Origin of the sequence: Murinocardiopsis flavida, assembly GCF_003014485.1 — a bacterium.
Classification (GTDB): domain Bacteria; phylum Actinomycetota; class Actinomycetes; order Streptosporangiales; family Streptosporangiaceae; genus Murinocardiopsis; species Murinocardiopsis flavida.
The window spans coordinates 350226-375219 of the sequence record NZ_PYGA01000003.1; the positions used below are offsets into that span (position 1 = coordinate 350226).

Below are 24994 nucleotides of genomic sequence, written 5' to 3' on the forward strand. Positions count from 1 at the left end.
GGGCTACCAGGGGCCGTAGGGGCCTTCGTTGCGGTTGCCGCTGACACCGCGCACAGCGGGGCGGACGTCGAGCATGAAGATCAGCGACGCCGCGAGCGACAGCAGGACGAGGAGCGCGAAGGAGCCCATGACGGCGCTCAGCGCCAGGACGGTCCCCACACCCAGCAGGCCCACCCAGAGGCCCTTGGTCTGCTTGTCCATGAGGGGGAACGCCTGCGACGGCGTGCGGACCGCCTCGACCAGGGCATACAGGTTCACCACGAAGATGACCAGGTAGATGCCCTTCCAGAGCAGGTCGAAGAACATCAATGCCTCCATGACACGTACCCTGCCCTCTCGTGCGGCGCCGGCGGCGGGACGCATTCGCCCCGTCACCCACCATAAACGCCCGGATCGGCGAAATCGTGCCCGGGCGCGGAGCGGACCGGTACGCGGCGCCCCCGTCCCTGCCTACGGGGCGGACCCGCGCCCCCTACCTGCGGGCGGCGCGGCGGACCCTCACATGGGGAGGTGCCACAGCCACAGCGTGGTGCACATGAGCACGGCCGCGGAGGAGAGCACGGCGGCGGTCGCGGCCCACGACAGCTCCGCGGAGGGGTTGAGCAGCCGCGAGACCCGGGCCACGACCTCGGGCTGGTCGTCGCCCTTGACGGCGAGCGCGCCGGCGGGGACCTGCGCCGACCCCGCCGAGCCGAACCGCATCAGCGCCATGGCCAGCTCCTTCGCCGAGCGCACGCGCCGCGCCTGGTCGTCGGCGCACATCTCGATGAGCAGGGCGACCGCCTTGTAGGAGGTCGCCACGACACCGACGTTCGGGAACGCCCGTTTCAGCGAGGAGAACGGCAGCAGGACGAGGTCGTGGCGCTGGCGCAGGTGCGCGTGCTCGTGGGCGAGGACCGCGGCGAGCTCGTGGCGGTCGAGCACGGCGAGCGCGCCCGCGCTGATGACCACCTGCGAGCGGAGCACGCCCGGCAGGCAGTACGCCGCGGCGGCGGGGTGGTCGAGGACCCGCGCGCCGGGCACCTCGGGGTCGTCGCGGGCGACCAGGGCGAGCAGTTCGCGGTGCCGCCTGCGGGTGCGCAGCACCTGCACGAACGACACCACCAGGCCCCAGAACAGCACCAGGGTGAGCGCCAAGGCGGCGAAGACCGCGGCGACCTGGGTGGCGCCGAAAGGAGTGCCGGCGAGTTCGGAGAGGACGAGGTTGTGGGTCGCGGCGTCGGTGACCAGGGCGACGAGCCCGCCGAACACGCCGCGGCCATAGGGGGCGAGGCCGAACGCCAGCAGCGCGCCGATGGTGGAGACGCCCCAGGCGAGTCCGAGCGCCTGCCAGGCGACGACGGCGACGTAGGGGCCGCGCAGGGGCCATTCGGCACGCCTCAGCCGCGCTGCCGCGATAAGACAACCGGAAGCGATTGTGGCGAGCAGTGCGGCACTGACCATACGGCTACGTCCTTGGCTGGTCGTCGTCCTCAGCGAGGGCGCGGCGAAGCGCCTCGGCTTCGGGCCCGCTCATCGAACGGACGAACGCCGCGAGTGCGGCGTCGCGATCGCCGGTCTGGCCCAGCGCGTCGAACATCAGTTCTGATACGTAACCCTCCCGGCTGGCTGCCGGACGGTAGCGCCAAGCGCGGCCCTCGCGGGTCCGGTCGACGACACCCTTCTTGGCGAGTCGATCGAGCACGGTCATCACGGTCGTGTGGGCGAGATCGCGATCAGAGAGGGCGCGCCCCACCTCGCGGACCGTCAACGGCTCGTTTCGCTCCCACAGTACATCCATTACCGCGCGTTCAAGGTCGCCGAGCCGATTCATGTTGGGAAGTCTACTTCTGGTAGTACTACCGCACGTCGCGCCCCCCGAAAAGGCCGCGCCCCGCCCCGGAATCCCCGCCGCGCCGGGGTTCCCGCCACCGCGCCCGGCGCGCCCGGCGCGGCGGGCGCGGTGGCTGCCGGGCGCTCCCGGCAGCCCCGCACCGCCTCCCTGCGCACAGCAGCCCCGTTGGGGAACACGCGACCGGTCCACCGCTGTTGAGCAATGAGGCGGGGCCGGGTCGATTCCGGCAGGGCCGACAGGAACAGGGAGCAGCCGGTGCCGGAGACGTCTGTCGCGCGCGATGAGGGACCGGAGACAGCAGGAGGACCGCGCAGGATCGCGATGATCAGCCTGCACACGTCCCCACTGGAGCAGCCCGGCAGCGGCGACGCCGGCGGCATGAACGTGTACGTCGTCGAGACGGCCCGCCGGCTGGCGGAGCGCGGGGTCGCCGTGGACGTGTTCACCCGCGCCACCGGCCCGGCCCAGCCTGCGGAGGTGCGGCCCGCCCCCGGTTTCACCGTCCACAACATCGCCGCCGGGCCGTTCGGGACCCTCGACAAGCACACCCTGACCCGGCACCTGTGCCCCTTCACCTTCGGTGTGCTGCGCACCGAGGCCGGCGCCGACCCCGGCCACTACGACCTCGTCCACGGCCACTACTGGCTGTCCGGTCGGGCGGGCCTGGTCGCGGCCCAGCGCTGGGGGGTGCCCATGGTCCAGTCGATGCACACCCTCGCGCGGGTGAAGAACGCGGCGCTGGCGGCGGGCGACACCCGCGAGCCCGACGTCCGCCTGCGCGGCGAGGACGGCCTGGTGCGCCGCGCCGACCACCTCGTCGCCAACACCGCCGACGAGGCGCGCCAGCTCGGCAGCCATTACGGCGCCGACCCGTCGCGGGTCAGCACGGTCCCGCCCGGCGTCGACCTCGACGTGTTCCGGCCCGGCCCGCGCGCCGACGCGCTGCGGCGGGTGGGCCTGCCCCCCGACGCCGTCCTGCTGCTCTTCGTCGGCAGGGTGCAGCGGCTGAAGGCCCCCGACGTGCTGTTGCGCGCCGCAGCGGCGCTGCTGGAGCGCGACCCCGGCCTGCGCGACCGGCTGGTGGTCGCCGTCGTCGGCGGCCTCTCCGGCGGCGGCACCGGCGAACCGCGCCGCCTCGCCGACCTGGCGCGCAGCCTCGGCATCGAGGACAACGTGCGCATGGAGCCGCCCCGCTCGCGCGCCGAACTCGCCCACTACTACCGCGCGGCGGCCGCGACCGTGGTGCCGTCGCACTCGGAGTCGTTCGGCCTGGTAGCCGTGGAGTCGCAGGCGTGCGCGACACCGGTGGTCGCCGCTCGGGTCGGCGGGCTGCCCACCGCGGTGCGCGACGGCGTCTCCGGGATCCTCGTGGCCGGACACGACCCCGCCGACTACGCCCGCGCGCTGCACCGGATCCTCGCCGAACCCCGGCTCGGCGCGCGCATGGGCGCGGCGGGGGTCGCCCACGCCGCCGGACTGAGCTGGGAGGCGACGGTCGACGGCCTGATCGGCGTCTACCGTGGGACCCTGGCCGGCCGCCGCGCGCTGCCGGTCGCGGCGAACCAATAGGCGGACCAGTAGCAGTCACCCGAACCGGGAGCGTCCACAGCATGACACCGCAGGAACAGGCGGTCGCGGCCGTCGAGGCCGCGCTCGCCGACGCAGGGCTCGACGCCGAGCGCCCCGACCGCGGGTCGTTCGTCGTGGCCCTGCCGGGCCGCCGCAAGCTGAAGACGCTGGTGTGGTTGCGGGTCGGCGACCACAGCCTGCTCGTGAAGACGTTCTTCTGCCGCCGCCCCGACGAGAACCACGCCGACTTCTACCGGTGGCTGATGCGCCGCAACGAGGACATGTTCGGCATGGCGTTCACCGCCGACGACGTCGGGGACGTCTACATCACCGGCCGCCTCCCGCTGTCGGGCATCGTCCCGGCGGAGGTCGACCGGCTGCTCGGCTGCGCGCTCAGCTACTCCGACGACAACTTCAACGCCGCACTGGAACGGGGCTTCGCGAGCGCCATCCGCAAGGAGTGGGCGTGGCGGGTCCGCAACGGCCAGCAGCCCCGCAATCTGGAGGCGTTCCGGTCCCTCGTGGAGGGTGCGGAGGCGGCCGGGCCGGACTGACCTGACTGCCCGGACCGCCCGGACTGGGACGCCGCCCGAGGGTGGCCGCGGCGCCACCGGCCCGGGCGGCGCCCGCCCGCCGCGGCCCCGCGCGGGCAGGGCTCCGCCGCGCGAGGGGCGCTCGCGGGCGCCCCGCTAGGCTGGGGCGCATGGGAACTCTTGTGCTGCTTCGCCATGGCGAAAGCGTGTGGAACGCCGAAGGGCTGTTCACCGGCTGGGTGGACGTCGACCTCTCCGCGAAGGGCGAGGAGGAGGCCCGCCGCGGCGGCGAACTCCTGGTCGGCGCCGACCTGCGGCCCGACATCGTGCACACCTCGGTGCTGCGCCGCGCGATCCGCACGGCCGAGATCGCGCTCAACGCCGCCGACCTGCACTGGCTGCCGGTCAAGCGCTCCTGGCGGCTGAACGAGCGGCACTACGGTGCGCTCCAGGGCAAGAACAAGGCGCAGACCCGCGAAGAGTACGGCGAAGAGCAGTTCATGACCTGGCGCCGCTCCTTCGACACCCCGCCGCCGCCCATCGCCGACGACGACCAGTGGTCGCAGGCCGGCGAGCGCCGCTACGCCGAGCTGCCGCCCGAGCTGATGCCGCGCACCGAGTGCCTCGCCGATGTCGTAGACCGGATGCTGCCGTACTGGTACGACTCCGTCGTGCCCGACCTCGCCGCCGGCCGCACCGTGCTGCTCGCCGCGCACGGCAACTCGCTGCGCGCCCTGGTCAAGCACCTCGACGGCATCGACGACGCCACCATCTCCGGGCTCAACATCCCCACGGGCATCCCGCTCCGGTACGAGCTGAACGACGACTTCACGCCGCGCAAGAAGGGCGGCGAGTACCTCGACCCCGAGGCGGCGAAGGACGCCATCGAGGCCGTGAAGAACCAGGGCAAGAAGTAACGGCCCCGCCGTCAGCGGCGCCCCCCGCCGGTGGCGGGGGGCGCCGCTCGTCTTCCCCGCGGCACCCCCGCGCGGAGCCGAAGGGTGGGCGTGGGGCGTACCGCTCCTCTTTTTCAGGTCGGCGGCAGCGGAGTTATTCCAGCTCGACCAGTGCGTGGACCGGCAGGTGGTCGGACGGGTGCAGGCCGCCGTGGGTGAACGGGTTGATCGCGGCCTGCCGCACCTCGACCCCGCTGTTGGCGAGCAGCCAGTCGATCCGCTCGCCGCCCTCGACCGGCTCCTCGTAGTTGTTGAAGGTGCCGTAGGCGGGGGTCGCCCGCTCCGCTGCGGTGTCCCAGGTGTCGGAGAGCGCGCCGTCGCCGGTGAGGATGTCGAAGGGCGCGGAGTCCCCGGCCGGGGCGTTGAAGTCGCCGGTCAGCACGACGGGCACGTCCTCGCCCATGGCGCCGATGCGCTCGCGCACCAGCTCGGCGCTCTTGCGCCGGGAGTTCTCCGACTGGTGGTCGAAGTGCGTGTTGACGTGCACGAACTCCGCGCCGGTGCGGCGGTCCTCGAACCGCACCCAGGTCACCATCCGGGTGATCTCGTTGCCCCAGCTCGTGGAGCCGATGACATCGGGGGTGTCGGACAGCCAGAAGTGGTCGTAGGCGACCGGCGCCACCCGGCCGGTGTCGTAGTAGATCGCGGCGAACTCGTCCTTGCTGCCGCCCTGGCGGCCGAGGCCGATCCAGTCGTAGCGGTCGGGCAGGTCGGCCTCGATGTCGCGGACCTGGTTGTACAGGCCCTCCTGGATGCCGAGGACGGTCGGCCGCTCCTCGGCGAGCAGCCGCTTCAGGGCGGGGCGGCGCTCCGTCCAGGTGTTGGCGTCGTCGGGGTTGTCGTAGCGGATGTTGTACGACATGACGTGCATCTGGTCGCCGCGCGGCGGGCCGATGACGGGGCCGCCGTCGGAGTCGGCCGCCGCGGGCGCACCCGGCAGCAGTGCGGCGGCGAGGACGGCCGCAGCGGCGACGGAAAGGGTCCGGTGGACGAAGGGGCGCATGCGCTCTCCAGGATCGGGGGACGGTGCACGAGGATTATGCGCGGACCGTCCGGCCCGAAGGTGTGCGCAGGGTGCCCTGGACGTGAAGCACGATCGACGTCCCCTGGTCAGGCGCTCAGGGCGCGCAGCAGGGCCATGGTCCGCCGCTGCTCCTCCGGTGTGCCGAACACGCTGACGGCGAGTTCGGTCGCCCCCGCCTCCAGATGGCGGCGGAGCGCGCGCTCGACAGCGGCCTCGTCGCCCGCGACGAGCAGGTCGCCGGGTGCCGAGGCGCCTTCGCGCCGCAGGACCGCGCGGTAGCTCGCCAGCTCCCCGGCGATGGCGAACGCGTCGCCGAACCGGTCCCTGACCCCGTCGGGGTCGCCCGTGACCGCGGCGAACACCCCGGCGACGACACGGGGTCCAGGGCGTCCGGCCGCATGGGCGGCCGCGCTCAGCACCGGAACGATGTGCGCGTCGAGGCCGACCGGTCCCGTCCACGTCGTGACCGTCCCGTCGGCGAGCTCACCGGCGATCCGCAGCATCACCGGTCCGAGCGCCGCGACGAGCAGCGAGGGCGCCTCTGCGCCCGGGGCCGGGACGGGTCCGGCGCTCGCGAGGGTCTCGCCCGCGTATTCGGCGTCCGCGCCGCGCAGCAGCGGGCCGAGGACCGAGAGGTACTCGCGCAGGTGCCGGGCCGGCCGGTCGAAGGAGATCCCGAACTGCCCTTCGATGATCGGCTGATGGCTCACTCCGACGCCGAGGGTCAGGCGTCCCGGCCCCAGTGCCGCGGCGGCGGTCAGCGCCTGGCTCGCCAGCGCGCGGGGATGCACGGGGAAGCTCGGCACGATCGCGGTGCCGACGGCGATCCCCGGTGCCTCGCGCCCGGCGACGGCCAGGGAGGTCAGCGGGTCCCAGGAGTAGTGGTGGCCGGCCCAGACGGCGGAGAGTCCGCCCTCCGCGGCGTCCCGTACCGCGCCGGCGAGGTCGGCGAACGCCATGCCCCGCTCGTCCAGCAGCAGCCCGATGCGCATGTGTCCTCCTCGGATCCAAGCGGAAGAATTTCGTCCGCTTGAATCCGAAAGCTATGCGAGCGGACGGCGGACGTCCACTCGGCCGGGTCGGCCCCGCACTATCGTGGTGCCGCGGTCGCTCGGGAACCGCGGCGCGCAGAGAGGCGGTGCCTGCCGATGGCGGAGGACACCCGGGGCGGGCTGCGTGCCGACGCCCGGCGCAACCGCGACCGCATCGTCGCCTCGGCGCGCGCACTCTTCGCCGAGCACGGCGCGAAGGTCCCCATGGAGGAGATCGCCCGCTGCGCCGGGGTCGGCGTGGGCACCCTGTACCGCCGCTTCCCCGATCGGGAGAGCCTGCTGCACGCGGTGTCGGCCGATGCAATGCGGCGGATGCTCGCCACGGCGCGCGCGGCGGCGGAAGAGGAACCTGACGGCTGGCACGCCCTCGTGCGCTACCTGCGCGCCTACGGCGAGCTGCACAACGGCGCACTGCACGCGTCGGTCGACCCCGAAATGCACGACCGCATCCGGCGGGGGCCCGACGTGACCCGCGACCGGCGCGCGCTGCTCGCCGTGCTGACCGGCATCATCGAACGCGCGCACGCCGAAGGCGCGCTGCGCCGCGACGTCGGCCTGGGCGACATCAGCTCGGTCTTCGCCCTGCACCTGCACCTGCCCGCCGGTACCGGCGCCGAGGCCGCCCGCGCGGCGCCCCGCAGGCTGGTCGAACTGCTCATCGCCGGGCTCCGCGCCCCGGCGGCGGAACCGCTCCCCGGGCCGCCCATGGCAGCGGCGGACCTGGAGCCCGCCGACCCGCCCGCGGCGGCACCGCGGCGCGGCGCTCCGGAGGGGGGCGGCGGCCCCGCGGGTCAGACCGCCGTCAGCTCGAACTTGTAGCCGAGGCCGCGCACCGTGACGATGAACGCGGGGTTGCCGGGGTCCGACTCGATCTTCGCGCGCAGGCGCTTCACGTGGACGTCGAGGGTCTTGGTGTCGCCCACGTAGTCGGCGCCCCACACCCTGTCGATGAGCTGCATGCGGGTGAGGACCCGCCCCGCGTTGCGCAGCAGCACCTCCAGCAGCTCGAACTCCTTCAGCGGAAGCTGGACGCCCTCGCCGCGCACGGTCACCACGTGCCGCTCGACGTCCATGCGCACCGGCCCCGCCTCAAGGGTGGCCGGCACCATGGCGTCGTCCTCACCGCGGCGGCGCAGCACCGCGCGGATGCGCGCCACGAGCTCCCGCGAGGAGAACGGCTTGGTGACGTAGTCGTCGGCGCCCAGCTCCAGGCCGACGACCTTGTCGATCTCGCTGTCCTTCGCCGTCAGCATGATGACGGGGACGTTGGACTTCTGCCGCAGGGTGCGGCAGACCTCGGTTCCCGGCAGGCCGGGCAGCATCAGGTCGAGGAGCACCAGGTCGGCGCCTGTGCGGTCGAAGGTGTCGAGCGCCTGGTCGCCGGTCGGTGCCACGGCCACCTCGAAGCCCTCCTTGCGCAGCATGTACGAAAGGGCATCGCTGTAGGATTCCTCGTCCTCAACGACGAGTACACGCGTCACTGTGGTGCCTCCCGGTAGTTGTCCTGCCCTGGGCTCTGGCGAACCCGGGGCTGCGGGCGGGGCAGCCGCAGTGTGAACGTCGACCCCGACCCTTCCTTGCTCCACACGGTCACGTCTCCACGGTGGTGTGTCGAGATGTGCTTCACAATGGCCAGGCCGAGTCCGGTACCTCCGGTGGCCCGGCTCCGAGCGGCGTCCACCCGGTAGAACCGCTCGAAGATCCGTTCGAGGTCCTGCGGCGGGATGCCGATGCCCTGGTCGGCGACGCTCACCTCGGCGGTGGTCTCGGTCACCGCCGCAGTCACCGAGACGCGGGTACGCTCCGGACTGTAGGCGACGGCGTTGGCGACCAGGTTGCGCATGGCGGTCACGAGCAGGCCCTCGTCGCCGAGGACGGTCACGCCGGCCGTTCCGCTCGCGACGAGCTGGATCTCCTTGGCGTCGGCCGCCATGCGCACCGACTCCAGCGCCTCCTCGACGACGTGGGCGAGGTCCACGTCGGCGGGTTCGGCCATGGGCTCGGCGCCCTGGATCCGCGACAATGTGATGAGGTCCTGGATGACACTGGTCAACCGCGCGGCCTCCTTCTGCATGCGGCCGGTGAACCGCCGCACCGCCTCAGGGTCGTCGCTGGCATCGGCGATGGTCTCGGCGAGCAGCGAGAGCGCGCCCACGGGGGTCTTCAGCTCGTGGCTGACGTTGGCGACGAAGTCGCGGCGCACCGCCTCGACCCTGCGCCGCTCGGTCTGGTCCTCGGCGAGGACCAGCACCAGCCCGGTGCCGCCCAGCGGGGCGACCCTGACAGCGAAGGAGGTGACGTCGGGTCCGAACTTGCGGACGGCGACCTCGATCTCGGTCTCGCGGATCACCCCGTCGCGCCGCACATGGCGGGCCAGCGCGAGGAGTTCCGGGATGACCAGCTCCTCGCCGCGCACGATCCCGAACGCGCGGGCGGCCGAGCTCGCGCGCAGCACCCGGTCGGCGGAGTCGAGCACCACCGCCGACGACGGCAGGGCCGACAGGACCTCGGCGATCCCCGATGGGAGTTCTGACTGCTGGACCGGATCGGGGACGCCTTTGTAGCCCGGTCTCGCCTCACTGATACGGAACGCCAGACCGGCCGCGACTCCAGTAGCGAGTCCGACGAGGCCGGCGATCGCGGCTAGAAGCTCGGCTTGCACATCTCGATCGTAAGCGTCCGGCCCGCGGCTTTACCCGCATGACCACGTGTTACAACCGAGGTTCCCCGAGAGTTCACCGTTGAGTACGAAATGATTCAGCTAGCACCTGGGACGATTTGACCATGCGCGACACTTACCACGAGGACCTCGACGCCCTGGGCGGCCGCCTTGTCGAAATGACCCGGCTCGCCCGGCACGCCATCGCGAGGGCCACCACCGCTCTGCTCGACGCCGACCTCTCCGCCGCACAGGAGGTCATCTCGGGGGACGAAGCGATCAACCTGCTCGACGACGAGATCGAGCGCAGCGCGTTCGACCTGATGGCGCGCCAGCAGCCGGTGGCGCAGGACCTCCGCGTCATCATCACGGCCCTGCACATGGGCGGCGACCTGGAGCGCATGGGCGACCACGCCGTCCACCTCGCGAAGGTCGCCCGGCGCCGGCACCCCGATTCCGCGATCCCGCCGGAGCTGCGCTCCACCGTCCTGGAGATGGGCCACCAGGCCGAACTGCTGGTCATCAAGGCCGGCGAGGTCATCTCCAACCGCGACGCCGACACCGCGCTGGAGCTCGACTCCGACGACGACCGCATGGACAAGCTCCGCCGCAAGCTCCTCAAGCGGATCCTCGACCCGAGCTGGTCGCACGGCGTGGAGGCGACCATGGACGTCACCCTCGTCGGCCGGTTCTACGAGCGGTTCGGCGACCACGCGGTGCACGTCGCCGACAACCTGGTGTACATGGTCACGGGCGAGAAGCCGAAGGACTACGAGCCCGAGGCGTGACCCCGCGAGGCCCGCGGAACAGCGGGTCCAGGGCGGGGGCGGCGGCCCTCCGGAGCGGGTTCCGGGCCGCCCCCGCCGGCTGGCGCATGCACCGGTCCCTGGCTTTGTCAAGGCCCAAAATGCGGGGCTGACCTGCGCGTTCGTAAATCTGGCAGGTACGGTAAGTCACAGATTCGTGGTACCCTGGGTATAGCGGAAGGGGTACTTGTCACATGACTTTCAAGGTCGGCGACACCGTTGTCTACCCCCATCATGGGGCTGCTCGTATTGAAGCGATCGAGACCCGCGCCATCAAAGGTGTGGATCGGTCTTATCTCGTACTGAAGGTCGACAAGGGCGACCTCACGGTGCGCGTGCCCGCCGAGAACGCCCAGGACGTCGGCGTCCGGGACGTGGTGGGACAAGAAGGCTTGGACCGGGTGTTCGAGGTGTTGCGCGCTCCGCACACCGAGGAGCCCACGAACTGGTCGCGGCGCTACAAGGCGAACCTGGAGAAGCTCGCCTCGGGCGACGTCAACAAGGTCGCCGAGGTCGTGCGCGACCTATGGCGGCGCGACAAGGAACGCGGTCTCTCCGCCGGCGAAAAGCGAATGCTGGCAAAGGCCCGCCAGATTCTGGTGAGTGAACTCGCCCTCGCCGAAAAGACCAATGAGGACAAGGCCGAAGCACTTCTCGACGAAGTCCTCACCAACTGAAGAACACTGAGAACATCATATTCATGGTGAATATGCCCCGGGTGGGCGTCGGTAGCGACGTCCACCCGTTCATGTCCGGCCGCCCCCTTTTCCTCGCCGGGCTGCAATGGCCGGGCGAGGACGGGGTCAGCGGCCACTCCGACGGCGACGTCGCCGCGCACGCCGCGTGCGACGCCCTCTTCTCCGCCTGCGGGCTGGGCGACCTCGGCGCCCAGTTCGGCACGGCCGACCCCGCCTGGAAGGGCGCCTCCGGTGTCGCGCTGCTCGCCGAGGCGGCCGCGCGGGTCCGCGCGGCCGGCTTCGCCATCGGCAACGTCGCCGTGCAGATCATCGGCAACCGCCCCGCGTTCGCCCCGCGCCGCGGCGAGGCCGAGAAGGTGCTCTCCGACGCCGTGGGGGCCCCTGTGTCGCTCTCGGCCACCACGACCGACGGCCTCGGCCTCACCGGCAGGGGCGAGGGGATCGCCGCCATCGCCACGGCCCTGTGCGTGGCGCGCGACCCCGCCGACTAGCCCGCCGGGTGCCGTTTCCGTTTCCGTTTCCGTTGCTGTGGGCCGTGCCGGGCGCTCAGCCCTCGGGCGGGATCGGGCCGCTGCGCACCCGCAGCGACGGCGGGCCCGGCGGCACGCTCGGCGCGGTTCCGCGGCGCGGTTTGAGCACCATCGGGTGCTTGTGCAACCGCGGGGTGGGTGCGGTCGTGGGCTCGTCAGCGGCCTCGGGCGCCGCGCCGTCGAACGCCGGACCGGTGGGCGCCGCGATCAGCGGGTGCGCTTCGTCGCTGGTGGGGTCGTCGGCGAGGAGGTCCCCGGCGAAACCGTCGTCCTCGGTGTCGGCGGAGTCGGGCGCCGCGGCGTTCGTGGACGCGTGCTTGATGGGGTTGCCGGTGGGGGTGCGCTTGGGCAGCACCGGGACATCGGAGGCCGCGGCGAGGGCTGCAGCGTCGTCGTGCGTCGCGCTGTTCACCGCGGCGGGTGCCGGCGCTTCGTCGGTCGGCTCGGCGGCCGGGGCGGCGGTGTCGGCCGGCTCGCCCCGATCTCCGTGCCGCTCCTCGTCCCGCTCCTCGTCCCGCTCCCCGTCGTGCTCTTCGGCCGCCTCGACGGGGGCGGCGGTGTCGGCCCCGTCGAGGTCGTCGTCGGTGCGGGCGGCGGGCACGAAGGGTTCCTCGGACGCCCGGAGCGGTTCGGCGGGTCCGGATCCGGCCGGCTCAGCGTCAAGCGCCGCGGCTTCGGGCGCCGGTGCGTCGCCGTCATCGGACCGTGGCGGCCCGGCCTCGGCCTCGGCAAGGTCGGCGACCTCGTCGCGGTCGAGCACCCGCACGGTCGCGTCGTCGGAGTCCTCGGGGCCGTCGCTGCGGAACCACGCGTCGCCGGCCACCTCGGTGCGCGGGACCTCGGCTGAGAGCGGGGTGTCGGCCGCGACCGGTCCCGGAGCGTCGAACCCAGGGACGACGGCCGAGGAGCGGAGCGGGACGGTATCGGGGGCGCCGCGGGCGTGGCGCGGCTGCTCCACGGGCTCGTCCGCCACGGTGTCGTCGTCGGGGGGGAGTTCGGCGGTGCGCCGCGCCCGCCGGGGCGCCCGCACCGCCGCACGGGGCCGTGCGCGGCCGTCGCGCAGGTGCACGATGACCCACAGCCAGAGCCGGAACGCCATGAGCAGGGCCGCCCAGGGGGCGACGGCGGCGAGCACCGGGGCGAAGTCCGCGTACAACTCCCGGTTGAGCAGGTGCAGGGCCGTCGTCGTCGCGGCGATGCCGATGAGGGCGAGGACCAGGATGTCGACCCAGACCCGCTGCGACGGCGGCGCCGCGCGGAGCAGATAGGTCGTCCAGAACGCCATGACCAGGAGCAGCGTGAAAATGGCCGGATAAAGATGCGCCATTTCCGCGGAGATGTTGCCCTGCCGGGCGACCTGGTACATGCCGTTGTAGGAGACGAAGACGGCGAGCGCCGCGATAACGGTGACACCGACGCCGCCCAGAATGATGACGGAGATCGGTGAACCCGGAGCGGGCCTCCGGTCGGCGGAGGGGCCGGCGGTCGGCTGGGAGGTTTTTTCGGCCATCGTGGGCAGCAGGGTACCCCGGTTTGCGCCGGTAATTCGAGGTCACGCACGAAAACGGCGGGATACCGGCGGGACGTGCGCACCCGGCTGCGGCCGCCGTCGGCGGAACTGCGCAGGACAGCGGTCCGCGCGGCCGCGGCGGCACGGCGGCGGGCCGGGTCGGGGCGGGCCGCCGTACCGTCCCATGTGGCCGCGTGATAGGCCGCGGTGCGGCTAGGCTGGGACGCGTGAGTCTGCGCTTCTACGACACCCGAGCCCGCGAGGTCCGCGATTTCACCCCCCTGCGCGAGGGGTGCGTCTCGCTGTACCTGTGCGGCGCCACGGTGCAGGCGCCGCCGCACATCGGGCACATCCGCTCCGGTGTGACATTCGACATCCTGCGGCGGTGGCTCCTCCACAAGGGCTACGACGTCACGTTCTGCCGCAATGTCACCGACATCGACGACAAGATCATCAACCTCGCGAAGGCCGAGGCCGTCGAGTGGTGGCGCGTCAGCGAGCGCAACCAGCGCGCCTTCACCCGCGCCTACGAGATCCTGGGCTGCCTGCCGCCTACCGTCGAGCCGCGCGCCACCGGGCACATCCCGGAGATGATCGAGCTCATGCGGCGGCTCATCGACCGCGGGCACGCCTACGCCGCCGACGACGGCTCCGGCGACGTCTACTTCAAGGTCGACTCCTACCCCGCCTACGGCGAGCTCTCCGGCCAGCGCCCGGACGAAATGCGCGACGCCGACGACGGCGGGGGCCGCGCCAAGCGCGACTCCCGCGACTTCGCGCTGTGGAAGGGCGCCCGCCCCGGCGAGCCCGACTGGGCCACCCCCTGGGGTCGCGGCCGCCCGGGGTGGCACCTGGAGTGCTCCGCCATGGCCACCAAGTACCTCGGCGGCACCTTCGACATCCACGGCGGCGGCCTCGACCTGGTGTTCCCGCACCACGAGAACGAAGAGGCGCAGTCGCGCGCCGCCGGCGACGGGTTCGCCCGCTACTGGCTGCACAACGGCATGCTCACCATGGGCGGCGAGAAGATGGGCAAGTCCCTCGGCAACTCGCTGCTCATCCCCGACGTCGTCCAGCGGGTGCGCCCCGTCGAGCTGCGCTACTACCTCGGCCAGGTGCAGTACCGCTCCAGCCAAGACTACTCCGAGGAGGCGCTGCACGAGGCCGCGGCCGCGTACCAGCGCATCGAGGGCTTCCTCACCCGGGCCGGCGAGATCACGGGCCCGGTGGGCACCGCCGACGTCCCCGCCGGCTTCGCGGCGGCCCTCGACGACGACCTCGGCGTCTCCCAGGCTCTCGCGGTGGTGCACGGCCACGTGCGCGACGGCAACTCCGCCCTCGCCGAAGGGGCGAAGGAGCGGGCCGCCGGTCTCGCGGCCGAGCTGCGCGCCATGCTCGGCGTCCTCGGGGTCGACCCGCTGTCCGAGCAGTGGTCCGGCGCCGGCGACTCCGGGCTGCGCGGCGTCGTCGACGCCCTCGTGTCCGTCGCCGTCGAGCAGCGCCAGGCGGCCCGCGCCCGCAAGGACTACGCCACCGCCGACACCATCCGCGACCGGCTCGCCGAGGCGGGCATCGTGGTCGAAGACACCCCCAACGGTCCCCGTTGGGAACTCAAACACGGCTGAACCACAACCCGCGCGCGGCCATCATTGAAGCGGTGGCATTGAAGCGGCGGCCCGCGCACCGTCCGCGCCTCTGGGCGCCGTCCCGCGCCCGGTGCCGGCCACCGACGCCGATCTGCGCCCGTGCCAGCACGGGCCCGAATGCGGCCCAACCTCCCGCGCCGCGGCGCGGGAGGGCCCCGCGTGTCCGCGCGGGGCGAGCGTTTCCACGGAAGGACGGGCAGCGATGCCGGCGAAGAAGAGCAAGAAGGGCCCGACCAAGGGCAGCGGGGGCAAGGGCCGGCGCTCGCTCGAAGGCAAGAAGACCACCCTGCCCGCCGAGGAGCGCCACTGGCACGGCCAGAAGCAGCGCCGCGCGGCGCAGGGCACGGACGCCGGGGACAGGTCCGGCCCCGGCGCGCCGCGCTCCGGCGGCTCCCGGGGCGGCGGAGCGAAGTCCGAACTGCTCATCGGCCGCAACCCCGTCGTGGAGGCGCTGCGGGCCGGGATGCCCGCGACCAGGCTGTTCCTCGCCAACAGCATGGAGAACGACGACCGGGTGAACGAGGCCGCCAAGCTGGCCGGTGCGGCGGGCGTCGAGATCCTGGAGGTCAACCGGGCCGAACTCGACCGCCGAAGCGAGAGCAACGGCCACCCCGGCGCCGTGCACCAGGGCATCGCCCTCCAGGTGCGGCCGTACCGCTACTGGGCCGACGGCGACCTGCTCGACGCCGCCCGCTCCGCCGAGGCCCCGGCGCTGATCATCGCCCTCGACGGGGTCACCGACCCGCACAACCTCGGGGCCGTCGCCCGGTCGGCCGCAGCGTTCGGCTCCCACGGCCTGCTCATCCCGGAGCGCCGCGCCGCGGGGGTCACCACCGCCGCGTGGAAGACCTCGGCCGGCACCCTCGCGCGGCTGCCGATCGCCCAGGCCACCAACCTCACCCGCACGCTGGAGGCGTACAAGAAGGCCGGCCTGTTCGTCGTCGGGCTGGGCGGCGAGGGCGACACCCCCCTCGACCGGCTCGACCTCGCCACCGGCCCGCTGGTCCTCGTGGTCGGCTCCGAGGGCAAGGGCCTGTCGCGGCTGGTCAGGGAGACCTGCGACGCCGTGGCGAGCATCCCGATCACCGGGGCGGAGTCGCTGAACGCGTCGGTCGCCGCGGGCGTCGCGCTCTACGAGGTGGCCCGCCGGAGGTCGTCCCGGCACTGATCGCGAACCGGTAGCATTTCGACGTGGTGCACTGCGCCCGGCCGGTGTAGCTCAACAGGCAGAGCAATCGCCTTGTAAGCGATAGGTTAGGGGTTCAAATCCCCTCACCGGCTCCAAGAACCTGTATCACCGCAGGTCAGAGCATAGACAACCAACGGCCGCCCGCGACTCAGCGGGCGGCCGTTGCACATTCATTGCACATTCGATCGGGCTACACCAATCGCTTGTGCACGGTCAGTCCCGGCTGTCCGCGCCGATCCGTCCGCCATGGGTTGCATCAGGTGTGCACGACCCTGGCCGAGGAGTTCTTGGGAGCGCGGCAAGGACTGCGGGCGCCACATCCCTGTCGGCGAGCACTGGGCTGCCGTCCGAGTCGTCTCCGATGTGTCGCAGGCCCGCAGCGGCGGCGGTCGAGAGCGAGGCGCGGTTGCCGGGCCGCATCCGGGCGACCACCGGGGTCCCCGGATCGTGTTCGGCGTGGAGTGCGAGCACGTCGGCGAGGTCCGTCCGATCCGGGACGTGCAGGGTGAATCCTTCGGTTCGCATGGTCACCCCTCTGTCGCACATCTCGCGGCCGTGCGGAGCCTACCCCGGGCCGGCGTACGCCGTGTTGCGCCCGGTGAGAGGGGGTTTTTGTTTCGGCCCTCGTTCTTGACCGGATATCGGGCATGTGCGCGGACCGTTCTGGTGAGTCCCGCGCCGCGGCGGGTATCCGCCTTTCAGCGGGGTTGCCGGGGGGAGACCTGCGAGGAGGGGCGACGTGCGGGACGGTGATTGGATTGCCGACACGGCCGCGGAGATCCGCGGCGTGCTGAAGGTCATGGTGGACGCCGAGTGGCTGCCGGGCGGGGCCGCGGTCGTCGGTACCGGGAACATGTGGGAGTTCGTGACCGTCGGGGAGGTGGGCCCGGAGCCCGGGCCGGGGTCCGGCCCGGCGCAGACCGCGCCGGACGTCCGCTACGACGTCGCGAGCCTGACCAAGGTCATGGCCACGTGGCCGCTCGTGGGGCGCGCACTTGCCGACGACGTGCTCGACCTCGACACGCCGCTGTCGGAGTACGTGGCCGGCGGGCCGTTTCCCGCAGGGGAGGTGACGGTGCGCGCGATCCTCACTCACACCTCGCGGCTGAATCCGGTGGCCTGGCTCGACCCCTACGTCGGTACCGACAGGGACCTGCTGGAGTCGATCCTCTCCGAACCGCTGGACGAACCGGGGTACCGCCCCATCGACCGCGGGTTCATCCTGCTCGGGATGCTGCTGGAGCGGCTGCTCGACGGCCGGCTGGACCGGCTCGCCGAGGAGACGTGGCGGGCCGCCGGCATGGCCGCGACGTCCTACGGCCCGCTGCCGCGCTCGGCGTCGGTGGCGCCGACGGGGCGCCGCATCGTCGGCGCGGCGCCCACCTGGGGCGTCGTGCACGACGAGGCAGCGGCGCTGATGGGCGGCGTCGCCGGGCACTGCGGGGTCTTCAGCACGGCGACGGACCTCGGCGCGTTCGCCCGCGACCTGCTGCGCGCGCACGGCGGCGAGGGCGGGCCGAGCACGTTCGCGCGGTTCCTGCGGCAGAGCTGGCGCCCGCAGGTGGTCGTCGACGAACGCCGTTCGCGCGGGCTCGCGTGGCTGGTCACGGGCAGTGGCGTGGTCTACCACCACGGGTACACCGGGACGAGTCTCTTTATGCAACCCGATGCGGGCCGATACGTGGGCCTCTTGACCAACGCGGTGCATTTCGGCCGCCGCCGCCCCGGCCTCGCCGACCTGCGGGCGGCGGCCCGGGCGGCGTTCGCGAACTGACGCGCCGCCCCAGGGGGCGCGGGCCCCGGTCAGCGCCGCGACGCTGCGCGGCGGCGGCCGCGCCCGCGCCTGCGCGGGGGGTCGCGCTGCTCGGGCCCGTCGGACCCGTCGGCGCGCGGCGGCAGGTCGTAGGGGTTGCTGGTGGTCCTGCGGAGCAGGAACACGCCGACGGTGGCGAGGATCACGGCGAGCACCCCGCCCGCCAGCCAGAACGCCCACGCGGGCAGGATGGCGCTGTCCTCGGTCTCATCGGCGAGGTCGGGATCGAACGCCGGGACGTCCTTCGCGGTCGCGCCGGCGGCGTCGAGCGCACCCGGCGCGCTGAGCATGCCGTTGTCGGCGCCCTTGGTGATGGCCTCGGCCACCTGGGAGGGGCGCAGTTGCGGGTGCGCGGAGCGGATCAGCGCCGCGGTGCCCGCGGCGAACGCGGCGGCCGCACCGTTGCCGGACGCCGTGCCGTAGCCGCCCCCGGCCTTGGTGGTCTCGACCTGCTCGCCGGGCGCGGACAGGCCGCCGCCCCCGGCGGCCGCCCCCTGCGCCGCGGAGCGCACGCTCAGCGCGCCCTTCGGCGCGCCCGGCCCGGCGGCCTGCACGACGACGACGCCGTTGCGGCGGGCGTAGCCGACGGCCTCGCTCAGCCCGGCGCGGGCACCCTTCGGGACCGGCCCCGCGGTCAGCGCGATGACCTGGGCGCCGTCGGCCACGGCGGAGCGGACACCGCGCGCCTGCGCGTCCTCCGCGACGCCGCCCGCCTTCGGGTCGTCCGCGTCGGCGGCGACCCGGACCGACAGGATCCGCGCGTCGGGCGCGACGCCCATGACGCCGCCGGTGTGCTCGCGGCCGTGCCCGCGCGCCGCCACCAGCCCGGCGGTGCGGGTGCCGCGGTCGCCGTACTCCGGGTCGCCGGGATCGCGGTCCTGGCCGGTGGTGTCGTCGCCGTGGGTGACGGCGTCGGTGAGGTCGGGGTGGTCGTCGCGCACACCGGTGTCGAGCACGGCGACGGTGACGCCGGAGCCCTCGCTCTGCCGCCACGCCTCGGCGGCGCCGACCGTGTCGAGGCCCCATTGGTCCATGCGCAGGCCGCCGCCGGTGTCGGCCGCCGCGGGATGCGCGCTCAGCAGCACGGCCGTCGCCGCAGCGATCGCGGCCCTCCTCGCCCGCATGGTGCCGGCCCCTTCCCGTCCGCGTTCCCACCGGTGTGCCGGCGCCCGTCGCGCCGCGGCGCTGGCCATTGTGCCATCAGGGTGCGGCGCCGGGTCCCGCATCACCGGTCCGGGGCCAGGGTGAGGCCCACCCGGTCGGCGACGGCGAGGCCCAGCGTGCACGCCGCGCTGCCGCCGTTCTCGGCGACGGCGAGCCGCCCGGCGGAGTCGGTGAGTAGCAGCAGTTCGCCCGGTCCGGCGTCGCCGAACGTGCGCGCCAGGGGGAGGACCCGCACGGTGCCGTGCGCGTGCAGGGCGAGCGCCGCTGCGCCTGTGGCGCACATCGCGGCGATGTCGGTGCCGCGCAGGCTCAACTGGCAGTTGCCGAAGCGGTCGATGGTGTGGACCTCGCCCTCGGCCGTGCCGCGGCCGGTGGTGCGCACCGGATCGGGCAGCCGCCGCAGGTCCGCCGCCGGCAGGGGCCGCCCGGCGGCGGCGACCGGCAGCCCGGCGGCGATGCGGGCGCCGACCGGGGCGTAGACGTCGCGGCCGTGGAAGGTCGCCGACACCGGGTGCCGCCACAGGGCCGGCTCGGTGAGTTCGACGGCGGCGTCGCCCCCGCCGAGCGTGTCGGCCGCCCACGCCAGCAGGCCGTTGTCGGGGCCGACGAGCACGTGCCCGCCCGCCGCCACGGCGACGCTGCGCCGCTCGGTCCCCACACCGGGGTCGACCACCGCGACGTGCACACCGGGGGGCAGGTCGGCGACCGCCTCGGCGAGGACCGCCGCTCCGCGCCGGATGTCGCCGGGCGGGACGTCGTGGGTGATGTCGATGACGCGCGCACGGGGGGCGTGGAGGAGCATCTGCCCATGGCACACCGCGACGAAGCCGTCGGCGCGACCATAGTCGGTGAGAAAGGACAGGTAACTGTAACCCGCAAGGTCAGACATAGGGTATCTACTCTTCCGCACGCCCGATGAGTCGCTAGCATAAGTCGCGCCAATCCGGACGAGGAGGCGCACGATGCCGAATGTCGGCCCATTTGATCAAGAAATATCCGAATCACCACCATCCGATGCGAGTCCGGCGGAAGACTCCGACCTGGGCGAACGCGACCGCCGCATCCTCATCTTCGAACGCCAGTGGTGGAAGCTCGAAGGCTCGAAGGAGCAGGCCATCCGCGACGAGTTCGGCTTCTCCGCCACCCGCTACTACCAGCTCCTCAACGGGCTGGTCGAACGCCCCGACGCCCTGGCGTTCGACCCCCTGACCGTCAAGCGCCTGCGCCGGGTGCGCGCCGACCGCCGCCGCCAGCGCACCGCGCGGTCCCTCGGCATCCAGCTCTAGCCCCGCGGTCCGGGTCCGCTCCCCGGCCCCGTCCGGCGGGCCGCGAGTACCCCACGAGCGGCCGCTACGCGACAATGCACGCATGACCTTGCCTTCCCCTCGGACCACGGCCGGCGCCGCCGCACTCGCACGGATCGTCGCCGCCCCCTCGTCCGCAGTCCTGGCCTTCGACTTCGACGGCACGCTCGCGCCGGTCGTGCCCGATCCGCGCGACGCCCGCGCGCACCCCCGCGCCGCGCCCCTGCTGCGCGCCCTGTCCCCGCTGGTGCGGTCGATCGCGGTGGTGACCGGCCGCCCCGCAGAGCGGGCGGTCGAGTACGGCGGCCTCGACTCCGTGCCGGGCATCGTCGTCCTCGGCCAGTACGGCAGGGAGCGGTGGGAGGGCGGGGTCCTGTCCGCACCCGACCCGTCCCCCGGCGTCCAGCAGGCCCGCGACGCGCTCCCGGAGCTGCTGAAGGACCTGGAGGCGCCCGAGGGCATCTGGGTCGAGGACAAGGGCCAGGCGCTCGCGGTGCACACCCGGCGCACCGCCGACCCCGAGGCGGCACTCGACCTGGTCGGCACCCCGCTCGCCGAGCTCGCCAGCGAGACCGGGCTGCTGGTCGAGCCCGGGCGGCTGGTCATCGAGCTGCGTCCCGGCGGGGCCGACAAGGGCGTCGCCCTCGCGGGGTTCGTGGCCGAGCAGGGGGCCGAGTCCGTCCTGTACACCGGCGACGACCTCGGCGACGTCGCGGCGTTCGACGCCGTCGAGCGGCTGCGCCTCGGCACGGTCGCCGGGATCACGGTGTGCAGCGGGTCGGCCGAGGTGCGGGGCCTGGCCGAGCGCGCCGACCTGGTGGTCGACGGCCCCGACGGCGTGGTGGAGCTGCTGGCGGAGCTCGCCGCCGCACTCGACGGCGGGCGCCCCGGGTAGGCCGCCCGTCCCGGGTAGGGGCGCGTCAGCCCAGCGAGCGGAGCTGGTCGGTGAACCACAGCTCCGGCGGGAGTGAGGCGGCGGCCTCGGCCATGCGGCCGCAGCGGGCGGCGCGCTCGGCCGGGTCCATCGACAGCGCCCGGTGCAGGGCCTCGGCGGTCTCGGAGACGTCGAAGGGGTTGATCAGGATCGCGTCGCGCCCCAGGTCGTCGGCCGCCCCGGCCTCGGTCGACAGGACCAGGGCGCAGCCCTCGGCCGAGAGCACCGGGCCCTCCTTGGCGACCAGGTTCATGCCGTCGCGGATGGGGTTGACCAGCAGCACGTCGGCGAGCTGGTAGGCGGCGAGCGAGCGGGGGTAGTCGTCGTTCACGGCGAGGATCAGCGGCGTCCAGTCGGCGGTGCCGAACTCCCGGTTGATCTCCTCGGCGAGCGTGCGCACGGACTCGGTGTAGGCGCGGTACTCGGGGACGTCGCCCCTGCTGGGGTAGGCGAACGCGAGGTGGGTGACGTTGCCGCGCCATTCGGGGCGGGTCGTGAGCAGTTCCCGGTACGCGGCCAGGCCGCGCACGATGTTCTTGGACAGCTCGGTGCGGTCGACCCGGACGATGAGGCGGCGGTCGCCCACCGAGGCGCGCAGGCTCTCGCGGCGCTCGGCGACGTCGTCCGCTGCCGCGCGTTCGCGCAGCCCCTCGGCGTCGGCGCCGAGCCCGTGGACGCCGACCCGGATGATCCGGCCGCCGAACTCCACGGTGCGGCTGTCCCAGTTCACCTCGTTGTGCAGGAACGCCTCGCAGCAGCGCAGGAACGCGTCGGCCCAGCGGCGGCTGAGGAAGCCCAGGTGGTCGGCGCCGAGCATGCCTTCGAGGAGTTCCCTGCCGATGTCGGACGGCAGCATCCGGAAGTACTCGGGCGGCGCCCACGGCGTGTGCGAGAAGTGGGCGATGCGCAGATCGGGGCGGCGGCCGCGGATCATCCGGGGCACCAGCGCGAGGTGGTAGTCCTGCACGGCGACCCGCGCGCTCTGCGCCGCGCCGGTCATGAGCGCCTCGGTGAACGCGGCGTTGTAGGCGCGGTAGTCGGCCCACTGCGCGCGGAAGTCGGCGTCGAACACGGGCTTGTTGGGTGTGTCGTAGAGCATGTGGTGGACGAACCACAGCGTGGAGTTGGCGACCCGCGTGTAGGCGTTGTCGAAGGTCGCGGCGGGGATGTCGAGCATCCGGACGCCGGAGCCGTCGAGCCCGTACCCGGCCTGGTCGAGGCGGCCGTCGGGGGCGGCGGCCGCGGCCTTGCGGTCGGCGTCCGACAGCGCGGCGCACACCCAGAGGCTGTCGACCGCGCCGGAGTCGGCGACGGCGCTGAGCCCGGAGACGAGCCCGCCCCCGCCGCGCCGGAAACCGAGGGAGCCGTCGTCGGCGACCGAGAAGGTCACGGGTCCTCTGTTCGATGCGACGAGGATCTGCGCCTTGTCCACCTAATCCGCCTCTCACCAGGATGCGATCGCGCGCGCAGCGGCGGACCACGGTCCACCGCGCGCTCGGAGTGGGTTTCGCCCCGGAGGACGCGGCGCAAACCCGTTTTGTCCGTTGCGCTGAGCCGTTTCGCGCGGCTTCGCGGGCGTTCGCCCGCCCGGGGCGCCGATCCGTCCGCCGTGGACGGGCCGGAGTGACCCGTGTCACCCGGGATGGAGAAGCGGGCGCGCCGTCGGTTACAGTGACCAACGGACCAGGGTGATCGATCACCCCGGCCCCCACAACTTCACATTGCTCATCCAGAGGGGTGGAGGGACCGGCCCTGCGAAGCCCCGGCAACCATCTCGGCGTTCGACTCCCGCATTAACAGGAGCGGGGCGGCCGGGACAGGTGCCAACTCCGGCCCGGGATCAAATCGATCACCGGGGCAGATGAGGGGAGACACCTCGCAATGGCGCTCACCGCCACCGAACCCGCCGCCTCCACCGGATCCTTCGGCCCCGCAACGGCCCTGTCCTGTCGCGAGTGCGGGCAGCGCGTCGAGCTCGGCCCGACCTTCGCGTGCGAGTTCTGCTTCGGCCCGCTCGAAGTCGCCTACGACTTCACGCCCGGCGCCGTCACCCGCGAGTCGATCGCCCGCGGCCCCAAGAACATCTGGCGCTACGCCGGCCTGCTGCCCGTCCCCGCCGACGTCGCCGACCTGCCGAACATGAACCCCGGGCTGACCCCGCTGGTGCGGGCCGACCGCCTCGCCGCCGAGCTGGGCCTGCGCTCCCTGCACGTCAAGGACGACTCCGCCAACCCCACCCACTCCTTCAAGGACCGCGTCGTCGCCATGGCGGTCGAGGCGGCCCGCACCTTCGGCTTCCGCACCCTGTCGTGCTCCTCCACCGGCAACCTCGCCGGGGCCGTTGGCGCCGCCGCCGCGCGCGCCGGCTTCGAGTCCTGCGTGTTCATCCCGGCCGGGCTGGAGGAGGGCAAGGTCGTCATGGCGGCCGTCTACGGCGGCAAGGTCGTCGCCATCGACGGCAACTACGACGACGTGAACCGCTTCTGCTCCGAACTCATCGGCGACCCCGCGGGCGAGGACTGGGGCTTCGTCAACGTCAACCTGCGCCCGTACTACGGCGAGGGGTCCAAGACCCTCGCCTACGAGATCGCCGAGCAGTTGGGCTGGCGGCTCCCCGAGCAGATCATCATCCCGATCGCCTCGGGCTCGCAGCTCACCAAGATCGACAAGGGGTTCCAGGAGCTCATCGCGCTCGGCCTGGTCGAGGACCGGCCCTACCGGATCTTCGGCGCGCAGGCCACCGGCTGCTCGCCCGTTGCGCGGGCGTGGGAGGCCGGGCACGACGTCATCCAGCCGGTCAAGCCCGACACCATCGCCAAGTCGCTCGCCATCGGCAACCCCGCCGACGGGCCCTACGTCCTCGACATCTGCCGCCGCACCGGCGGGTCGGTGGTCCACGTGGGCGACGACGCCATCGTCGACTCCATCAAGCTGCTCGCCCGCACCGAGGGCGTCTTCGCCGAGACCGCGGGCGGCGTGACCACCGGTGTGCTGCGCGCGCTGGTCGCCGACGGCGTGCTCGACCCCGAAGCGAGCACGGTCGTGCTGAACACCGGCGACGGACTCAAGACCCTCAACGCCGTGGCCGACTCCGGTGTCACCGCCACCATCAAGCCGTCCCTCGACGCGTTCAAGGGCGCCGGGCTGGTGTGACCCCGCCCCCACCGCCTACCCCGCCCCGCCCGCCCCGACAGATTGCCCGCGGCCGGTCCCGCCGGCCCGTCACCCGAGGAGTTGCAGCACCCATGAGCATCAGCGTCCGCGTCCCGACGATCCTGCGCACCTACACCAAGGACGCCGCCCAGGTCGCCGCCGAAGGGGTCACCCTCAAGGAGGTGCTGGCCGACCTGGAGGCGAACCACCCGGGGATCCGGGCCCGGATCCTGGACGACAACGGCAAGGTCCGCCGCTTCGTGAACGTCTACGTGGGCGACGAGGACGTCCGGTTCGCCGACGGCCTCGACACCGCGATCCCCGACGGTGCGCAGGTGTCGATCATCCCCGCGGTCGCCGGGGGCTGCTGACCACTGCGGGGCCGCCCCGTCCCGGCCGGCACCGCAGTGCGGTGCGCTGGGGCGGGGCGGCCGCGTCTCTCCGCGACCCGCGCGCTGAACTGGAGCGGATCAGGGGCGCGTCGCAGGGGCCGGCCATTTGCACTCGCCTGGGGAGAGTGCTAAAAAAGGGATCGTTAGCACTCTGAGATCACGAGTGCTAATCCAGGATCGAGCGATGAGGCCGCGGTCTCCGGCAGACGGGTTGCCGGCAGCCACGCG

General features: G+C 73.1%; 25 protein-coding genes, 1 tRNA gene and 1 riboswitch. Of the genes, 15 read left to right on the plus strand and 11 right to left on the minus strand.

Going from position 1 to position 24994, the window contains the following annotated elements:
• Positions 1–3: 3 nt before the first annotated feature.
• The 3 genes from CLV63_RS06775 to CLV63_RS06785 all read right to left on the minus strand — a co-directional run bounded on the left by CLV63_RS06775 (position 4) and on the right by CLV63_RS06785 (position 1813).
• Positions 4–318 (minus strand): DUF2516 family protein, encoded by a 315-nt coding sequence (locus CLV63_RS06775; protein ID WP_245928620.1) that lies wholly within the window; start codon positions 316–318, stop codon positions 4–6.
• 180 nt (positions 319–498) lie between these two features.
• A complete protein-coding gene (locus CLV63_RS06780) occupies positions 499–1443 on the minus strand; it encodes a M56 family metallopeptidase (RefSeq protein ID WP_106582009.1) in 945 nt (314 codons plus the stop codon).
• A gap of 4 nt (positions 1444–1447) precedes the next feature.
• Entirely contained in the window at positions 1448–1813 is a 366-nt protein-coding gene (locus CLV63_RS06785) for a BlaI/MecI/CopY family transcriptional regulator (protein ID WP_106582010.1), read from the minus strand.
• A 342-nt stretch (positions 1814–2155) separates the two neighbouring features.
• Between CLV63_RS06785 and mshA the strand changes: the two genes are divergently transcribed.
• The 3 genes from mshA to CLV63_RS06800 all read left to right on the plus strand — a co-directional run bounded on the left by mshA (position 2156) and on the right by CLV63_RS06800 (position 4853).
• Positions 2156–3403 carry a D-inositol-3-phosphate glycosyltransferase gene (gene mshA / locus CLV63_RS06790; protein ID WP_245928635.1) on the plus strand — a complete coding sequence of 416 codons (1248 nt, stop codon included), beginning with the start codon at positions 2156–2158 and terminating at the stop codon, positions 3401–3403.
• A gap of 41 nt (positions 3404–3444) precedes the next feature.
• Complete coding sequence (locus CLV63_RS06795) at positions 3445–3957, plus strand: YbjN domain-containing protein (protein ID WP_106582012.1); 513 nt, start codon at positions 3445–3447, stop codon at positions 3955–3957.
• 149 nt (positions 3958–4106) lie between these two features.
• A complete protein-coding gene (locus CLV63_RS06800) occupies positions 4107–4853 on the plus strand; it encodes a phosphoglyceromutase (protein ID WP_106582013.1) in 747 nt (248 codons plus the stop codon).
• Between the two features lie 133 nt (positions 4854–4986).
• On the opposite strand, the gene CLV63_RS06805 is transcribed toward CLV63_RS06800, so the two are convergent.
• Entirely contained in the window at positions 4987–5895 is a 909-nt protein-coding gene (locus CLV63_RS06805; RefSeq protein ID WP_106582014.1) for an endonuclease/exonuclease/phosphatase family protein, read from the minus strand.
• Between the two features lie 107 nt (positions 5896–6002).
• Positions 6003–6908, minus strand: a complete 906-nt coding sequence (locus tag CLV63_RS06810) for a TIGR03564 family F420-dependent LLM class oxidoreductase (RefSeq protein WP_106582015.1) — start codon at positions 6906–6908, stop codon at positions 6003–6005.
• Positions 6909–7064: 156 nt separating this feature from the next.
• Between CLV63_RS06810 and CLV63_RS06815 the strand changes: the two genes are divergently transcribed.
• On the plus strand, positions 7065–7787 hold the full coding sequence (locus CLV63_RS06815) for a TetR/AcrR family transcriptional regulator (protein WP_106582016.1): 723 nt from the start codon (positions 7065–7067) through the stop codon (positions 7785–7787).
• Here CLV63_RS06815 and CLV63_RS06820 read toward each other — a convergent pair.
• Together CLV63_RS06820 and CLV63_RS06825 are read right to left on the minus strand one after the other, a co-directional pair.
• Positions 7760–8449 (minus strand): response regulator transcription factor, encoded by a 690-nt coding sequence (locus CLV63_RS06820; protein ID WP_106582017.1) that lies wholly within the window; start codon positions 8447–8449, stop codon positions 7760–7762. The genes CLV63_RS06815 and CLV63_RS06820 overlap by 28 nt on opposite strands.
• Positions 8446–9606: a sensor histidine kinase gene (locus CLV63_RS06825; protein ID WP_394339751.1), complete on the minus strand. Its 1161-nt coding sequence runs from the start codon at positions 9604–9606 to the stop codon at positions 8446–8448. The genes CLV63_RS06820 and CLV63_RS06825 overlap by 4 nt, the downstream gene beginning before the upstream one ends.
• Before the next feature lie 146 nt (positions 9607–9752).
• Here CLV63_RS06825 and phoU point away from each other — a divergent pair, with 146 nt between their 5' ends.
• The 3 genes from phoU to ispF all read left to right on the plus strand — a co-directional run bounded on the left by phoU (position 9753) and on the right by ispF (position 11622).
• Positions 9753–10415: a phosphate signaling complex protein PhoU gene (phoU, locus tag CLV63_RS06830; RefSeq protein WP_106582019.1), complete on the plus strand. Its 663-nt coding sequence runs from the start codon at positions 9753–9755 to the stop codon at positions 10413–10415.
• A gap of 212 nt (positions 10416–10627) precedes the next feature.
• On the plus strand, positions 10628–11110 hold the full coding sequence (locus tag CLV63_RS06835) for a CarD family transcriptional regulator (protein ID WP_106582020.1): 483 nt from the start codon (positions 10628–10630) through the stop codon (positions 11108–11110).
• Positions 11111–11142: 32 nt separating this feature from the next.
• A complete protein-coding gene (gene ispF, locus CLV63_RS06840; protein ID WP_211301198.1) occupies positions 11143–11622 on the plus strand; it encodes a 2-C-methyl-D-erythritol 2,4-cyclodiphosphate synthase in 480 nt (159 codons plus the stop codon).
• A 55-nt stretch (positions 11623–11677) separates the two neighbouring features.
• Here ispF and CLV63_RS06845 read toward each other — a convergent pair whose 3' ends face one another.
• Positions 11678–13171: a DUF2637 domain-containing protein gene (locus CLV63_RS06845; RefSeq protein ID WP_106582022.1), complete on the minus strand. Its 1494-nt coding sequence runs from the start codon at positions 13169–13171 to the stop codon at positions 11678–11680.
• A gap of 227 nt (positions 13172–13398) precedes the next feature.
• Here CLV63_RS06845 and cysS point away from each other — a divergent pair, with 227 nt between their 5' ends.
• From cysS to CLV63_RS06865, 4 genes are all read left to right on the plus strand, one after another.
• The gene (gene cysS / locus CLV63_RS06850; protein WP_106582023.1) at positions 13399–14796 is read left to right on the plus strand and encodes a cysteine--tRNA ligase; all 1398 of its coding nucleotides are present in this window, start codon (positions 13399–13401) and stop codon (positions 14794–14796) included.
• A gap of 223 nt (positions 14797–15019) precedes the next feature.
• Complete coding sequence (rlmB, locus tag CLV63_RS06855; protein WP_106582024.1) at positions 15020–15985, plus strand: 23S rRNA (guanosine(2251)-2'-O)-methyltransferase RlmB; 966 nt, start codon at positions 15020–15022, stop codon at positions 15983–15985.
• A 40-nt stretch (positions 15986–16025) separates the two neighbouring features.
• A tRNA-Thr gene (locus CLV63_RS06860) sits at positions 16026–16101 on the plus strand.
• A gap of 644 nt (positions 16102–16745) precedes the next feature.
• A complete protein-coding gene (locus tag CLV63_RS06865; RefSeq protein WP_106582025.1) occupies positions 16746–17780 on the plus strand; it encodes a serine hydrolase domain-containing protein in 1035 nt (344 codons plus the stop codon).
• 29 nt (positions 17781–17809) lie between these two features.
• On the opposite strand, the gene CLV63_RS06870 is transcribed toward CLV63_RS06865, so the two are convergent.
• Together CLV63_RS06870 and CLV63_RS06875 are read right to left on the minus strand one after the other, a co-directional pair.
• Positions 17810–18943 (minus strand): S8 family serine peptidase, encoded by a 1134-nt coding sequence (locus CLV63_RS06870; protein WP_170134161.1) that lies wholly within the window; start codon positions 18941–18943, stop codon positions 17810–17812.
• Between the two features lie 101 nt (positions 18944–19044).
• Positions 19045–19872, minus strand: coding sequence for an SAM hydrolase/SAM-dependent halogenase family protein (locus CLV63_RS06875; RefSeq protein WP_106582027.1), 828 nt, complete (start codon positions 19870–19872; stop codon positions 19045–19047).
• Positions 19873–19945: 73 nt separating this feature from the next.
• Here CLV63_RS06875 and CLV63_RS06880 point away from each other — a divergent pair, with 73 nt between their 5' ends.
• Both CLV63_RS06880 and otsB read left to right on the plus strand, forming a co-directional pair.
• Positions 19946–20269 (plus strand): DUF3263 domain-containing protein, encoded by a 324-nt coding sequence (locus CLV63_RS06880; RefSeq protein ID WP_106582028.1) that lies wholly within the window; start codon positions 19946–19948, stop codon positions 20267–20269.
• An 82-nt stretch (positions 20270–20351) separates the two neighbouring features.
• The gene (gene otsB / locus CLV63_RS06885; protein WP_106582029.1) at positions 20352–21182 is read left to right on the plus strand and encodes a trehalose-phosphatase; all 831 of its coding nucleotides are present in this window, start codon (positions 20352–20354) and stop codon (positions 21180–21182) included.
• Between the two features lie 25 nt (positions 21183–21207).
• Here otsB and CLV63_RS06890 read toward each other — a convergent pair whose 3' ends face one another.
• Positions 21208–22653, minus strand: coding sequence for an alpha,alpha-trehalose-phosphate synthase (UDP-forming) (locus CLV63_RS06890; protein ID WP_106582030.1), 1446 nt, complete (start codon positions 22651–22653; stop codon positions 21208–21210).
• Between the two features lie 290 nt (positions 22654–22943).
• Positions 22944–23089, plus strand: a riboswitch (SAM riboswitch).
• 13 nt (positions 23090–23102) lie between these two features.
• On the opposite strand from CLV63_RS06890, the gene thrC reads away from it, so the two are divergent.
• Together thrC and CLV63_RS06900 are read left to right on the plus strand one after the other, a co-directional pair.
• Positions 23103–24374, plus strand: a complete 1272-nt coding sequence (thrC, locus tag CLV63_RS06895; protein ID WP_106582031.1) for a threonine synthase — start codon at positions 23103–23105, stop codon at positions 24372–24374.
• A gap of 92 nt (positions 24375–24466) precedes the next feature.
• Complete coding sequence (locus CLV63_RS06900) at positions 24467–24745, plus strand: ubiquitin-like small modifier protein 1 (RefSeq protein ID WP_106582032.1); 279 nt, start codon at positions 24467–24469, stop codon at positions 24743–24745.
• Positions 24746–24994 lie beyond the last annotated feature (249 nt).